The organism is Neorhizobium tomejilense, assembly GCF_964254135.1.
GTDB classification, from domain to species: Bacteria; Pseudomonadota; Alphaproteobacteria; order Rhizobiales; family Rhizobiaceae; genus Neorhizobium; species Neorhizobium tomejilense.
In genome coordinates this window covers 656,926-669,912 of record NZ_CAXUSO020000001.1, presented here as the reverse complement: position 1 = coordinate 669,912, position 12,987 = coordinate 656,926, and the positions used below count along the sequence as shown (strand labels likewise).

Below are 12,987 nucleotides of genomic sequence, written 5' to 3'. Positions count from 1 at the left end.
TCCAAGTGCGAATTTTGCCGGTTACCAGCCTTTCTGCCGCCTATATCGCCCCTACATCAGCTTTACTGATGAATAGATGGGCATTTGCTCAGTCGCGACAGGGTTATAACTCGGTCCAGAAGGGATTATATTCGCTTATCGTAATCCTTCATTTCATCCCGGACGGACTCAGCGCAAAGTGGATAGCCAACCTTGTGTGCTGCCATAGCGAGCAGATGCGCCGAAATCGGCGCTGTCAGCACGAAGAAAAAGAAGCCTGCAAGCGCTCTTGCAAAAGTCGGCAGATCGCCCGCATGGACGCCGACCGCAAGCAACAGGAGCCCGGAGCCGACCGTGCCCGCCTTGGATGCGGCGTGCATGCGGGTATAGAGGTCCGGCAGACGATTGAGGCCGATCGCCGCCACCAGCGCGAACCCGGCGCCGCCAAGGGTCAGAAGAGCGGTGATCGCGGCCAATAGAATATCCATCATTTCTTCGCCTTCCGCCGGACGGCCGGCCCGGTGCCGGATGGGCGCCTTGCCGCGGATTTGCGTCGCGATTCGGGCACCGACGCCGTGAACGTCTTCATCATGTCTCCCTTCGGCGCCTCCCTGTTGCCGCGCGACAGGATGAACCGCGCAAAAGCCACGGTCGCGAGGAAGCCGACGAGGCCGAGCGAGATGGCGATATCGATATAGAGCGTGAAGCCGGTGCGGACGGCGATCAGCGCGATGAAGCCGATGACGATGCCGGTCAGCATGTCGAGCGCCACGACCCGGTCGGGAAGCGTCGGCCCCTTGATCACCCGCCACACGGTGAGCAGGAAGGATAAGCCAAGCACCACAAGCGCCAGCCAGACCGCGTAGGAAATGATCATTTCAGCCGTCGTCATCGGAACGCCTCCATGATCTTGCGCTCGAAGCCGTTGGCGATATCCCGTTTCGTGGCTTCGACATCGGAACAGTCGATCGCGTGGACGAACAGCGTCTTGCGGTCCTCGGAGACGTCGACCGACAGCGTGCCGGGGGTCAGCGTGATGAGGTTGGCAAGCAGGGTGATCTCGAAATCACGGGTGACGGTCAGCGGGAAGGCAAAGATGCCGGGCTTCAGGTCCATGTGCGGCCTCATCACCAGCACCGCCACCTTCCAGGCCGACAGCGCCAGTTCCTTCAGGAACAGGGCGAGCAGCGACAGGATGCGGCCGAGCCGCCGCCAGTAACCGCGGGCGCCCATCTCGTCGCGGACGATCCAGAGCACGAGCGTCGACAGCGCAAAACCGAAGATCAGGTTATGCAGCGTGGCGCTGCCGGTGACCGCGACCCAGACGACAGCAAAGACCAGTGACAGGATATAAGTGATCATCGCGCTGTCCCTCCCGGGAAGACCGACTGGATATAGGCCGCGGGCTCGCCGAGCCCCGCCGCCGCCCTCTGGGCGAGATCGAGCAGCGGTTCCGGCAGCAGGCCGAAAAGAACGACGAGCGCGGTCAGGCAGCCGAGCGGCAGGGCGATACGCCAATCGGCGGGCGAGCCGGCCGGAACGGCGGCCTCGGGAACAGGGTCGGGCTGCGGCCGCCAAAAGGCAAGCAGGAAGACGCGGGCGAGCGCCAGCGTGACCAGGAAGGCGGAAAGGAGGATCGCCGCGGCCAGCCACCAGGCGCCGATATCGAGCGAGGCTTTCAGGAGCGCCACCTTGGGCCACAGGCCGGAGAGCGGCGGCAGGCCGGAGGCGGCGAGGAACAGCAGGAAGGCGGCGGCCGAGAACCACGGCGCCTTCCGGTATAGCCCGCCGAGGCCGGAGAGCGCCCAGGTGCCGCCGAGCCGGCCGACTTCCCCCGACACCAGATAAAGCGCGGTCATGGTCACCACCGAATGCAGCGCGTAGAGGATGGCGCCGCTGACGGCCGCCGGCGTGCCGATCGCGACGCCCGCCATCATGTTGCCGATGCCGGCGATGACCACGTAACCAACGAGCCGGCGGATATCGTTCTGCGCCAGGGCGCCGAGCGCACCGACCAGCATGGTCAGCGCCGCCGAGATGGCGACGATCAGGCTCAATGCCTCGCGCTCGACGGGGAAGAGCATGATGGTGACGCGGATCAGCGAATAGATGCCGACCTTGGTGAGCAGCCCGCCGAACAGCGCCGACACGACCACGCGCGGCGTGTGATAGGAGGCCGGCAGCCAGAAATTCACCGGAAAGGCGGCGGCCTTCATCGCAAACGCCAGGATGAACAGTGCCGTCAGCGTCGTCAGCGGCGCGGTCTCGCGCAGGCCTGCCGCCTTGCGGGCGATATCGGCCATGTTGAGCGTGCCGAAGATCGCATAGAGGTAACCGACCGCGATCAGAAACAGGGTCGTGCCGATCAGGTTGAGGACCGCGTATTTCAGCGCGCCGTCGATCTGCTCCGGCTGCGAGCCGAGGATCAGGAGGCCGAAGGACGAGATCAGCAGGACCTCGAACCAGACATAGAGGTTGAAGATGTCGCCAGTCAGGAACGCGCCCGTGACGCCGGCCATCAGCAGCATCAGGAACGGATAGAAGCCGTAGCGCCGGCCGCTCGCGTCGATATCGGCGAGCGCGAATATGCCGGCGGCAAGTGCGACGACGGCCGCCGCGAGCGCCATGACCGCGCCGAAAAGGTCGGCGGTAAACGCGATGCCGAACGGCGGCAGCCAGCGGCCCATCACCATGGTGACCGGACCATGCACCGAGACGCGCCAGAGCAGAGCGGCATCGAGGAGGACGAGCAGTGCCAGCCCGGCAATCGCGATGCCGCCATGCAGGCGGACGGACTTGCGCACCATCATCAGCACGGCGCCGAGGCCGATCATCAGCGCGACGGGGAGAACGACCAGCCAGTCGGGAAACGCCGGGGCGGCGAGGATCAGGGCTGCGGAGAGGTCGACGGAAGGAGAGGCCATCAGTGGACGCCTCCCGGTGGACTGCCGGTTTTCCCAGGTCGAGCCATTCGCCCCGACCCGCTCTTGCAGTCTCCCGCGAGCGCAAGGCGATGCCATATGGGATGCGAGGCGGTGCGTGGAGCCCCTCCCCCTTGTGGGGAGGGGTTGGGGAGGGGTCTTCGCCGCGAATAAAACCCCTCCCGCCTGCCGGCCACCCTCCCCACAAGGGGGAGGGTTAAGGGTGCCGGACCGCCTCGCGTCCCATATCGCTCAACAGAAAGTGGAGAGATAGCGAGCGGGGAGCCAGCCCCTGGCCGATCCCCCCCCATGTGGGGGAGATGCCCGGCAGGGCAGAGGGGGGTGCCGAGGGCGAGAGAACCGATGGCGTAGCAACAAGTATCCAGCGAAAACTGCAAAACCATCCTCTCAGTATCCCAGCGGCGGGAGTGGTTCTTGCCGCGGTTCGGCGAGCCGCATCTCGTCGGTATCGTCGGTGCCGAGTTCCTGGTAGGCGCGGTAGGTCAGCACCAGGAGGAAGGCGAAGAAGGAAAACGAGATGACGATCGCCGTCAGGATCAGCGCCTGCGGCAGGGGATTGGCGGCGCCTGGCGACAGCGTGTCCATGCCGGCCGGGATGATCGGCGGCACTTCGCGGGTGAGCCGGCCGGCGGTGAAGAGCAGCAAGTTGACCGCGTTGCCGAGCAGCACCACGCCCAGGAGGATGCGCACCGTGGATTTCGACAGGATGAGGTAGATGGCGCCCGCAAAGAACAGGCCGATCAGGATCGAAAACAGTGCTTCCATCAGTCCTCCCCTTCCGCGTCGGAGCCCGGCTCCTGTTCGAGCGCAAGCGCGATCGAGGTGATCGCCCCGACCACGACCAGATAGACGCCGATATCGAAGGACATCACGGTCGAGAGCGGCAGCTCCACGTCGAAAATGACCGGATAGACCCAGAGCCCGGTCATGAACGGCACGCCGAAGAAGATGGACAGCACGCCGGAAAGGGTGGCGAGCAGCAGGCCGAAACCGGCGATCGCCATCGGATGGAACCGGATCGCGCGGCGTACCGACGGCACGCCGAAGGCGATGCCGTAGATCGCCAGCGCCGAGGCCGCAATCAACCCGCCGATGAACCCGCCGCCAGGTTCGTTATGGCCGCGCAGCAGGACGAAGACGGAGAACAGCAGCATCAACGCGGTCAGAGAGGGGGCGACGGTGCGCAGGATGAGAGTGTTCATGGATGAGCACCTCGTGCGTTGGTTGCCACCACTTCTTTGAGGTTGAACAAGGTCCGTTCCCTTCGCAGGTCGAACCCTGCAAGCCCCCCTCGGCCCTGCCGGGCATCTCCCCCTCGGGTGGGGAGATCGGCTGGGCGCACGGGCATCGCTCTAGCCGCAACGTTTGAGATGGCCGAAATCTCACCGCGAGTCGATCTCCCCCCTTGAGGGGGAGATGCCCGGCAGGGCAGAGGGGGGTAAGCCACACCCGTCAACGCCGCGTCTCCATTTTGTCGTCCGCAACCTTTTTGCCCGCCCTCACCCGGATCAGTGCCAGGACCGCGAGCGCGGTCACCATCACCACCGCGATCTCGCCCAGCGTATCCGTGCCGCGGAAGTCGACGATGATGACGTTGACGACGTTGGCGCCGTGGGCGACGGTCTTGGAATAGGTGTTGAAAAAATCGGTGAGCACCGTGTCGAACGGCGCCTGCGTCGATTTCAAAAGCAGCAGCGTGAAGCCGAGGCCGCAGGCGACCGCAACCATGCCGTCGAAGAGCGACTGTCCCAGGGGCCGATGATCCCGCGGGGTGAGCCGCAGCCGCGTCATCACCAGCGCGAGGATGACGACCGACAGGGTCTCGACCATGAACTGGGTGAACGACAGGTCCGGTGCGCCGAACAGCAGGAAGATGACCGCGACGGCAAAACCCTGGATGCCGAGCGAGACGATCGCCGTCAGCCGGTCTTTTGCGCGCAGCACGGCGATGAGGCCGATCACCGCGATTGCGAAGAACGCCGCTTCCTGGACCAATAGCTCTTCCGGCCAGGCGGGCATCGCCGGCAGTTCGCCGAACAGGAAGGGCGGGACGAGCAGCGTCACGGCCAGCAGGATGAAGGTGGCGGTGATGTAGATTTCCAGCCGACCCGGCTGGACGAGACGGGTGACGGCGACGGATAACCGCACCAGGCCGGAGACGACATGATCGAAACCTCGGTCCGGTCCGGGGCCAAGGCTTTCCACCGCCCGCACCATGAAGGCCCGAAGGTCCGTCAGCCGCCAGAAGGCGAGCGCGCCGAGCAACACGGTGATCACCGACAGAAGCAGCGGCAGGCCCAGATGCGGCACCGTCGAAATGTCGATGACGATCTTCTGGTCGGTGACCGCGCTTGCCATCGGCGAGGAGATGTAACGATGGGCCAGCCCGGAAAAGAGTGCGGCAGCCAGGCCGAGCACCGAGAGAACCACCGGGCCCAGCCAGAGCGTCATTGGTCCTTCGTGGGCATGTTTCGGCGTCTCGACATGGGGACCGAGAAAGGGTTTCAGCGCCACGGCGAAGCCAATCGCGAACATCAGCGCATTGCCGATGACGGCGAGGCCGGTGAAAAACACGGCGCGTGGATTGCCGGCGGCGAGTGCCGCATAGATCTCCTCCTTGGCGAGGAAACCGAAGAACAGCGGCAGGCCGCCCATCGAGAGCGCCGCCAAAAGCGCCGCGCCGAAGGTGACCGGCATGGCGGCGCGCAGGCCCCCGAGCTTGGTGACGTCGCGGGTGCCGGCCTCATGATCCACCGTGCCGGCGACCATGAACAGCGCGCCCTTGAACAGCGAATGGGCGACGAGATAAAGCACCGCCGCCTCGACCGCATGAGCCGAACCGAAGCCGGTCAGCATGACCAGGAGACCGAGCGAGGCCATGGTCGTATAGGCGAGCATCAGCTTCAGGTCCGTCTGGCGGACGGCGAGGAACGTGCCGGCAATCAGCGTGATACCGCCGAAGAAGGGCAGCAGGATCACCCAGGCGGGCGTATCCCCCATGACCGGGTTCAGCCGCATCAGCAGATAGACGCCGGCTTTCACCATGGTCGCCGAATGCAGGTAGGCCGAGACAGGCGTCGGCGCTTCCATGGCGTTCGGCAGCCAGAAATGGAACGGAAACTGCGCCGACTTGGTGAAGGCGCCGGCAAGCACCAGCAGCAGGGTTGCAAGATAGAACGGGCTCTGGCGCAGCCCGTCGCCGAGATGCACGAGCAGCGAAAGCTGGGTGACGCCGGTTATGTTCCAGAGGAAGACGAGGCCGGCGAGCAGGCAGAGCCCGCCGCCGCCGGTGACCACCAGCGCCTGAAGTGCTGCACGCCGCGCCGCCTCCCGCTCGTGATCGAAGCCGATCAGCAGGAAGGAGGTGATCGAGGTCAGCTCCCAATAGACGAACAACATCAGAAAACTGTCGGAGACCACGAGGCCGAGCATGGCGCCCATGAAGGCGAGGATGAAGGCCATGAAGCGCCCCTGCCCCTCATGCCCCTTCATGTATCCGCCGGAATAAAGGACGATCAGGGTGCCGATGCCGGTGATGAGAAGCGCGAAGGTGAGCGACAGGCCATCGAGGAACCAGGAGAAGGAGAGGTTGAAGCTCGGCGCCCAGGCATACCCCCCGGTCACCACCTCGCCGGCGGCGATTTCGGGCAGGAAGGTGCAGAAATGCGCAAATGCGAGCGCCGGGGCCAGTGCCAAAACCCAGGCGGCCTTGTCGCCCAGAAAGCGGGTGAGGACAGGCGCCAGAACGGAAGCGAGGAAGGGAAGGAAGAGTGCGAAGAACGTCAACGCCGGCGCATTGGCAGCCATGTCATCTCCACGCTTCAGAAGCCCCACACCGCCCGACCGTTCGGAGGCAAGTGATTTTCTATGGGAAACCTGGCCTCGCCTCAAGCGGAACCGGACGAAACACACAGAAACGCGCGTTTTCGGGAATTCGATGGCAAGGGCGATCAGCGCTTAAAGGGGCGCCTTCGCGCCATTGGCGGTCATAGCTCCGTGTAGATCCGGTAAAGGACCAGAGCGGCCAATGCTATCACTGCGACGGCAAAGGCCTGCTCCACCCGCCGGAGCCACCGCGACTTCGCTGGCGCCCCGGAAAAAATCCCGCTTAGTAAATTCCCTAGGAAATCTAGAAACTCGCTCATCGTACCCCATCGGGACTATCGCAACGCGCCTATCATTGCGCTGGATCTCTTTTGACTGGCTTTCGATACATGCTCAGGCCAGTACCCTAAGGTGATGCGACCGTGAGTAGTCTCAGCGGTCCGCTCTCAGCCCATCCTGACTGAGCGTCTGGACCGTCTTCTCACTAAACATAGGAAATCTGTTCTGCAACAATTGGACAACCATCGACTCTCTCGTCGTGATTGGAACGTGTTTACCGACTCGATGAGTGATCTCTTCCACGCAGCGACCATAAGCCTGCTCTAAACGGATCGTGAGTTCAAAGCCTTCGACGATTTCACCATCTGTAGCGCCCGGATTTGCGATCTTCATCCAACAGAATAGCGGGCTCTCATGGAAGACGTACGGCCGAGGATCGGTCATGCCTGCCTTCCACTCGTGTCGCCCCAAGACGTTTCGTGATCGGAAGATCTGGTAGATTGAATCATTAAGCGGAAGAGCTGAAGCCCGCTTTAAAATTGCATCTATCTCCGGAATGCCTCGCAGGCCGGCTAGGTCATCAGGTGCAATCATTCCTAGTCTCCAGGTTTCCCTTAGTGTCTCCTCCTGCTCCTGCCATGTTCGGTGGAGGATGTCGTTGCCAACCTTGGCACATCAGAACGGCTCCGTCGGTTCCCGCCTTGGCCACAGGATAGGGCATTCATTAACATCATCTAGTCACGATGTGGTGGTGCGGATGGGGAGCAACATGACGATCGGCCAGAAGGTAGCATTGCTTGCATTCGTGATGCTCGTTGCATTCGCGGGAATTGTCTCGCGACACCTATTGTTCGGCAGCTTCAACATGGGGGACAGGACAGGCACGATCGGACTGATGGCGATAATGCTCGCGCTCATCCTTGGGACGGCAACAGCGGCGATTTTCCCCGAAGCCTTCTAAGCTCGGCCCCTCCGCCCCGGCCGAAATAGCGGGCAAGAGCTCGTTGTTTCGGTGCAGCTTGTCGGCTAGCTTCCGATGAATTGGAGGCAATATGTCCGTTCTAACCAGTGTAACGATTTCCATCGCACTGATAGCGTCAGCTTCAGGTGCCGGTCTAAATGACTTCAGCATTTACGGCGGTGGGGATCGGACGACTTATCTCGGATGCATGAACTGCCTAAACAAAGAACCCGATTCTGTCGGCAACACGTCGGGGAAGTACGGGGGCGAAACATCGAGTACCTCAATCAACAATATTTATTCCGAGTACGCAGATGAAACGTCGGACACGAGCGTCTGCAATAAGTTTGCACTGAATCCCCCGATAGTGGTCGGTGCAAATGGGAAGGTCTACGGTGTATTCTCGATAAATGAGTTCGCCAAAAATCAGCATCCGACGTTTTTGCACATGGCGCGTAGCCACTGCACGCGCCTCTACGGGAGAAGGATGTTCTAGTTTTTGGACCTAGCTTTGTGATCCCACTGCGTCCGATCATCAAATGGTGGCGGCAACTTTGCACCATGAGCGGACATTGCTGGCGTCGCAAAACTGCTTATTCTGCGACCGGCCGAGCTATGTTGGGTTCGCGCTCCCGGCTGGTGCTTGGCCTATGCTTAAGCAACGGTTCGGCATCATACATCATAAGAAGGCGTCACTCAGCCGAGAATTTCACCGTCACGCCGCGCTGCCGAAAGTAGGCCTGCATCAGCTTCCTGCCAGAACGGTTGTTCTGCACGAGCTTAGCCGGGTCGAATACGGCCTCTTTCAAACCCGCTCGGGCCATCGCCGCCTTGAGAGCCGCGATATGCACGTCGATGTCGGCATTGTTCGCCTGGAGCGATTCATAAATGCGGATTGTTGCATCTGCTACGGTCGGTTCGCTCACTGTTTCACTCCTGCTGTTGTTTGGCTGGCGCTTATATTGTTGTTAGGCTGGCGCTTACCACATTTTTTCGGCTTGACCTTATTGTGGTGAAAAATCCCCTCGTCAATGTGCGGCGATAGATTGGAACATCGCGTCCGCTTTCGACGATGTGACACCAGAAGCAGGCCCGCGGAAACCAGCATTTCGGTCCGGATGCTAGGGCAACAAGGCGCCCCACACCGGACATTAACACTTTCCGGGAAGAGTGGGCGCAACTGGCACGACAATGTGCATTTCATCGGGGATGACGAGCGCCATGCCAGAAGGCAATGCAATGCAAAAATTGTCCGAGAAAGCCCCAGCTCTTGTAGTGACAGCCATACTGCTAGGGATCATTCCGCATGCCCTGATGGTGTTAGGAATCAGAGGATTTGCAATTGGTTTGACCTTTTTCTTGCTCAATTTGGCGCTCTGCGCAGCGGGGCTTATGACACGGAGATTTCGTATATTCTGGTGGTGTTGGGGTGTTGCGTCGGTCGCTTTATTCCTTCTGTTCGGAATGGCGACGCCGGTCGGGATGCTCCTAGCTCTACCTCTGCTCGTGTCCAACTGGCTTTGATCCAACGGAGTGCTTCGTCCGCTAAGGCCCCGAAACAGCCATGCCCGCATCCGCTCTCCAATCGCGGACTTTTCCTTCGCCGCCTCGATGCCTATCTATGGGGAAACGAAAGGAACCTTGCGATGTCCGATGTCATCACCCCGAAAATCCAGAAGACCGATGCGGAATGGCGCGAGATCTTGACGCCCGAGCAGTACCGCATCCTGCGGCAGGCCGGCACCGAACGCGCCTTTACCGGGCCCTTCTGGAACAGCCATGAAAAGGGCCTCTACAGCTGCGCCGCCTGCCACGAGCCGCTGTTCGTCTCCGACACCAAGTTCGATTCCGGTTGCGGCTGGCCGAGCTATTTCGAGGCGGTGAATCCGGAAGCGATCACCGAAATCCGCGACGTGTCGCACGGCATGGTGCGCACCGAAGTCCGCTGCAGCAATTGCGGCGGCCATCTCGGCCACGTCTTCCCCGACGGCCCCCCGCCGACCGGCCTGCGCTACTGCATCAACGGCCATGCAATGGATTTCGAGGCGATGAAGTGAATCTGATGTTCTCGACCATCAGGCTATAATTTCCAAATGGGCGGGCCGCTCGAGGCTCCGTCCATTTGGAAAAGATTTTCACGCCTGCTGCCGAGCCAGATATTCCGCCCGCTTTTTCTCCGTCTCCGCATAATTCTCGGCCATGCGGTCGATCTGCGCGGACAAGGGGTCGTTCTTCATGCCCTCGTAGTCGATGGTGATCGTCGGTCCTTCGAATGGCGGCATGGCATTGTATTGCCGCTGCGTCATCGCGGTGGAAGCCTTGACGATCCGGCCGCCCAGCAATTCGGCGATCTTCTCGGCCCTGTATTGCGCATTTGCCGGACCGCCGGGGATGTTAGCCTCGTCGGGCAGACCGGCCGCCAGCAGTTTGGTGATGCGTTCGCCCATCGCATCGCTCGCAGTCGTCACAACGCCCTGATTGTCGATGGTGGCGACGACCCTGCCTGCGATGGTGATTGTCGCATAGGTCTTCATGCGCGGATCGTTCGAATAGTCCGGGAAGGACCGCTCGGTATACTGGCTTTCGAGGTAGCTCTTGTTCGCCTCCATGCGCCGCCGCGCTCCCTCCATGAATTGCTGGTACTCGTCTTCCGGCAATTCGGCGACGTTGATCGCCTTGAGGTTCGAACGGTCGAGGACAATCGCGTTGACGACCTTGCCCATGAAATTGATGGTCACCGTCGAAGCGCCGCCATCGGCCTGCGCACCATCGGCGGTTGCCGATGCCTTGCCGGCCCCGCGCGCCGAACCCTGGTCTCCGACGGCGTCCCCATAGGGATCGTCGGCCTTGGCAAGACCCGCGCCATTGGAACCTGCATGTCGAGTGGCCGCGTTGTAATAGGATGTGGATGCAATAGTGGTGGTCATGATTATTCTCCCCGAAAATATTCCCCGAAGAGAAGCATCCAAGCCTTGCGCCAACCTTGGGCTGTAAATTCATGACATTCGCGCATTCGCGCGAGTATTGCGGCAGTTCAATAATCGTCGCTGATCTCGAGCCAGTAGCCGTCCGGATCCTGCAGGTAGACGGACCGGACGCCGTCGGCACGGGTGTAGATCCGGCCTTCGTTTCTGGCCAGATCGCCGTATTTCGTGCCGGTTGCGGCGATGTGGGCGACCGTGGCGTCGAGGTCTGTCACGGCGATGCAGAGATGGGTCGACATGGTGACGTAGGTTTGGCCGAAATCGCCTTCGATCAGGTGGATCGATTGGCTGTCGCCGATGCCGAACCAGCGGATATTCGGCTTGCGGGCCTTGCACTCGATTTCCGGCAGGCGCAGGACGCGGTGATAGAATTCGGCGCTGCGGGTCAGGTCCCGGACCATGATGGACAGGTGGTTTATGCGAAGCGACGCGGCCATGCTCTCCTCCAACAGCAATCGCGGGACCGCCTGACGTCAGGCCGGGTCCTTGTCGTAGACGATGATCCCGGGCGGCAACTGCACCCAGGAATGCCGACGGTAGTCATAAACCGAATGCGGGGCCTCGGGAAGCCGGGATACCCTGTATGCTAGACCGGCAGTTCCACCGTGAAGGCGAAGCGGGCCTTTTGCCCGGCAGCAAGGGCCACGCCGTAGGGACGTTTCGCCAGGTCGTCCGAGCCGCCGAGTTCGGCCGCGGTGCCGTGCCAGGGTTCGATGCAGATGAAGGGGGCGCCGGGTTTCTGCCAGAGCGCCAGGTTCGGCAGGTTCTCGAAGGAAAATTTCAGGGCGGGACCGCCTTCGGCGGCATAGGTCAGCCCATCGCCAGCCCCTTCCGGGAAGATCATCGCATCCGCCTCGAACATCGCATGGTCGAGGGTCAGGCTGCCGGCCTTGAAGGGCGACGGCAGCTTTTCCGGGCTGACCAGCCCACCTTCCAGCCGCGTCAAAGCCGGTTCGGCGCCGTTGTCGAGGGTGATTTTGTGGGCCTTGTCCGCCGCTCCGGGAATCGGCCAGGCAAAGGCCGGGTGGAACCCAAGGCCGAAGGGCATCGGTTTTTGGTCGCGGTTCTCGACTTCGGCCGCGACCGTCAGCGTCCGGCCCTCCAGCGAATGCTCGACCGCCAGCAGGAATTCGAACGGATAGACCGCGCGTGTCGCATCCGAGGCGCCGAGCTCGTAGCGGCACATGGTCCTGCTCGACGAGGCGAGCGTGAATTTGCTGCGGCGGGCAAACCCGTGCTGGCCCATCTCATATGGCTTGCCATCGACGCTGATCCGGTTTTCCGGCGCCTTGCCGACCATCGGGAAGAGAACCGGCGACCGGCCGTTCCAGAAGGCGGCATCGCCATTCCAGAGAAACGAGCGGCCATCGGCGGCTGTCAGCGCCTGCATCTCGGAGCCTAGCGAGGAGATGTCGACGGTCAGGTACTGGTTGGAGATGCGGGTGACGTCTGACATGGCGGCTCCTTCTGGTTCCGGTTCGGAATCATGCCCTCATCTTTGCGCGCCAGACGTTTCCGTTCAATGACGCGCGAAACCTTTTCGAGCCTCAGGCCCGCATCGCCAGGACGGGCCTGCGCTCCTGTTCGGCCTTCTCCGCCATGCGGACCTCGTAGGCCTTGCCCCACTCCGCCATCACCGTCACGGCGTGGTTGAGGCTGCGGCCGAAATCGGTGGCGGAATATTCCACCCGCTGCACCTTCTCCGCAAACACTTCGCGGCGAATGAGACCGTCCGCCTCCATCTCGCGAAGCTGCTGGGCGAGCACCTTTTCGCTGACACCTGAGAGTATGCGCTTCAGCTCCCCGAAGCGGCGGGGCTCGATGTTGATCTCCCAAAGGATGTCGGTCTTCCACTTTCCACCGATCACGTTGAGGGCGCTGGCAAAACCGCAATCGTCGTCCGGCAAGCGTTTCATTCCCGTTCTCCCCTTACTGCAGAGTAACCGCTTACCCGAAGGTGCGTAATTTACCGCCTCCGGCCAGAGGCGTTATCAAAATGCCGTCTCACATATTGGAG

15 protein-coding genes are annotated in these 12,987 nt (G+C 61.8%); 2 read left to right on the top strand and 13 right to left on the bottom strand.

Annotation, left to right across the window (positions count from 1 at the left end; genetic code table 11):
* Positions 1–125: 125 nt before the first annotated feature.
* From mnhG to ACSQ3G_RS03430, 8 genes are all read right to left on the bottom strand, one after another.
* The gene (gene mnhG / locus ACSQ3G_RS03465) at positions 126–470 is read right to left on the bottom strand and encodes a monovalent cation/H(+) antiporter subunit G (RefSeq protein ID WP_436109063.1); all 345 of its coding nucleotides are present in this window, start codon (positions 468–470) and stop codon (positions 126–128) included.
* The gene (locus tag ACSQ3G_RS03460) at positions 467–871 is read right to left on the bottom strand and encodes a cation:proton antiporter (protein ID WP_436109062.1); all 405 of its coding nucleotides are present in this window, start codon (positions 869–871) and stop codon (positions 467–469) included. The genes mnhG and ACSQ3G_RS03460 overlap by 4 nt, the downstream gene beginning before the upstream one ends.
* Positions 868–1,341: a Na+/H+ antiporter subunit E gene (locus ACSQ3G_RS03455; RefSeq protein ID WP_436109061.1), complete on the bottom strand. Its 474-nt coding sequence runs from the start codon at positions 1,339–1,341 to the stop codon at positions 868–870. Before ACSQ3G_RS03455 ends, ACSQ3G_RS03460 begins: the two co-directional genes overlap by 4 nt.
* Positions 1,338–2,903, bottom strand: coding sequence for a Na+/H+ antiporter subunit D (locus tag ACSQ3G_RS03450; RefSeq protein ID WP_436109060.1), 1,566 nt, complete (start codon positions 2,901–2,903; stop codon positions 1,338–1,340). Before ACSQ3G_RS03450 ends, ACSQ3G_RS03455 begins: the two co-directional genes overlap by 4 nt.
* A gap of 405 nt (positions 2,904–3,308) precedes the next feature.
* Positions 3,309–3,686 carry a Na+/H+ antiporter subunit C gene (locus tag ACSQ3G_RS03445; protein ID WP_046669525.1) on the bottom strand — a complete coding sequence of 126 codons (378 nt, stop codon included), beginning with the start codon at positions 3,684–3,686 and terminating at the stop codon, positions 3,309–3,311.
* Entirely contained in the window at positions 3,686–4,123 is a 438-nt protein-coding gene (locus ACSQ3G_RS03440) for a Na+/H+ antiporter subunit B (protein ID WP_436109059.1), read from the bottom strand. Before ACSQ3G_RS03440 ends, ACSQ3G_RS03445 begins: the two co-directional genes overlap by 1 nt.
* A gap of 250 nt (positions 4,124–4,373) precedes the next feature.
* On the bottom strand, positions 4,374–6,728 hold the full coding sequence (locus ACSQ3G_RS03435) for a putative monovalent cation/H+ antiporter subunit A (protein ID WP_436109058.1): 2,355 nt from the start codon (positions 6,726–6,728) through the stop codon (positions 4,374–4,376).
* Between the two features lie 450 nt (positions 6,729–7,178).
* Positions 7,179–7,619: a hypothetical protein gene (locus ACSQ3G_RS03430; RefSeq protein ID WP_436109057.1), complete on the bottom strand. Its 441-nt coding sequence runs from the start codon at positions 7,617–7,619 to the stop codon at positions 7,179–7,181.
* Positions 7,620–7,794: 175 nt separating this feature from the next.
* Between ACSQ3G_RS03430 and ACSQ3G_RS03425 the strand changes: the two genes are divergently transcribed.
* Complete coding sequence (locus tag ACSQ3G_RS03425) at positions 7,795–7,986, top strand: hypothetical protein (RefSeq protein ID WP_436109056.1); 192 nt, start codon at positions 7,795–7,797, stop codon at positions 7,984–7,986.
* A 692-nt stretch (positions 7,987–8,678) separates the two neighbouring features.
* Here ACSQ3G_RS03425 and ACSQ3G_RS03420 read toward each other — a convergent pair.
* Entirely contained in the window at positions 8,679–8,912 is a 234-nt protein-coding gene (locus ACSQ3G_RS03420; protein WP_436109055.1) for a hypothetical protein, read from the bottom strand.
* A gap of 720 nt (positions 8,913–9,632) precedes the next feature.
* On the opposite strand from ACSQ3G_RS03420, the gene msrB reads away from it, so the two are divergent.
* Positions 9,633–10,043, top strand: coding sequence for a peptide-methionine (R)-S-oxide reductase MsrB (gene msrB, locus ACSQ3G_RS03415; protein WP_105432358.1), 411 nt, complete (start codon positions 9,633–9,635; stop codon positions 10,041–10,043).
* 78 nt (positions 10,044–10,121) lie between these two features.
* Here the strand turns inward: msrB and ACSQ3G_RS03410 are convergent, their stop codons facing one another.
* The 4 genes from ACSQ3G_RS03410 to ACSQ3G_RS03395 form a co-directional block, all read right to left on the bottom strand.
* Positions 10,122–10,913 carry a hypothetical protein gene (locus tag ACSQ3G_RS03410; RefSeq protein WP_436109054.1) on the bottom strand — a complete coding sequence of 264 codons (792 nt, stop codon included), beginning with the start codon at positions 10,911–10,913 and terminating at the stop codon, positions 10,122–10,124.
* A gap of 107 nt (positions 10,914–11,020) precedes the next feature.
* On the bottom strand, positions 11,021–11,407 hold the full coding sequence (locus tag ACSQ3G_RS03405) for a VOC family protein (RefSeq protein ID WP_436109053.1): 387 nt from the start codon (positions 11,405–11,407) through the stop codon (positions 11,021–11,023).
* Between the two features lie 149 nt (positions 11,408–11,556).
* Positions 11,557–12,426, bottom strand: a complete 870-nt coding sequence (locus ACSQ3G_RS03400; RefSeq protein WP_436109052.1) for an aldose 1-epimerase family protein — start codon at positions 12,424–12,426, stop codon at positions 11,557–11,559.
* A gap of 91 nt (positions 12,427–12,517) precedes the next feature.
* Positions 12,518–12,886 carry a winged helix-turn-helix transcriptional regulator gene (locus tag ACSQ3G_RS03395; RefSeq protein WP_436109051.1) on the bottom strand — a complete coding sequence of 123 codons (369 nt, stop codon included), beginning with the start codon at positions 12,884–12,886 and terminating at the stop codon, positions 12,518–12,520.
* Between the last annotated feature and the right edge of the window lie 101 nt (positions 12,887–12,987).

Coding starts and splice junctions, on each gene's coding strand:
- mnhG (WP_436109063.1), bottom strand. CDS start 470: ATGATGGATATTCTATTGGCCGCGATCACCGCTCTTCTGACCCTTGGC.
- ACSQ3G_RS03460 (WP_436109062.1), bottom strand. CDS start 871: ATGACGACGGCTGAAATGATCATTTCCTACGCGGTCTGGCTGGCGCTT.
- ACSQ3G_RS03455 (WP_436109061.1), bottom strand. CDS start 1,341: ATGATCACTTATATCCTGTCACTGGTCTTTGCTGTCGTCTGGGTCGCG.
- ACSQ3G_RS03450 (WP_436109060.1), bottom strand. CDS start 2,903: ATGGCCTCTCCTTCCGTCGACCTCTCCGCAGCCCTGATCCTCGCCGCC.
- ACSQ3G_RS03445 (WP_046669525.1), bottom strand. CDS start 3,686: ATGGAAGCACTGTTTTCGATCCTGATCGGCCTGTTCTTTGCGGGCGCC.
- ACSQ3G_RS03440 (WP_436109059.1), bottom strand. CDS start 4,123: ATGAACACTCTCATCCTGCGCACCGTCGCCCCCTCTCTGACCGCGTTG.
- ACSQ3G_RS03435 (WP_436109058.1), bottom strand. CDS start 6,728: ATGGCTGCCAATGCGCCGGCGTTGACGTTCTTCGCACTCTTCCTTCCC.
- ACSQ3G_RS03430 (WP_436109057.1), bottom strand. CDS start 7,619: ATGATTGCACCTGATGACCTAGCCGGCCTGCGAGGCATTCCGGAGATA.
- ACSQ3G_RS03425 (WP_436109056.1), top strand. CDS start 7,795: ATGACGATCGGCCAGAAGGTAGCATTGCTTGCATTCGTGATGCTCGTT.
- msrB (WP_105432358.1), top strand. CDS start 9,633: ATGTCCGATGTCATCACCCCGAAAATCCAGAAGACCGATGCGGAATGG.
- ACSQ3G_RS03410 (WP_436109054.1), bottom strand. CDS start 10,913: ATGACCACCACTATTGCATCCACATCCTATTACAACGCGGCCACTCGA.
- ACSQ3G_RS03405 (WP_436109053.1), bottom strand. CDS start 11,407: ATGGCCGCGTCGCTTCGCATAAACCACCTGTCCATCATGGTCCGGGAC.
- ACSQ3G_RS03400 (WP_436109052.1), bottom strand. CDS start 12,426: ATGTCAGACGTCACCCGCATCTCCAACCAGTACCTGACCGTCGACATC.
- ACSQ3G_RS03395 (WP_436109051.1), bottom strand. CDS start 12,886: ATGAAACGCTTGCCGGACGACGATTGCGGTTTTGCCAGCGCCCTCAAC.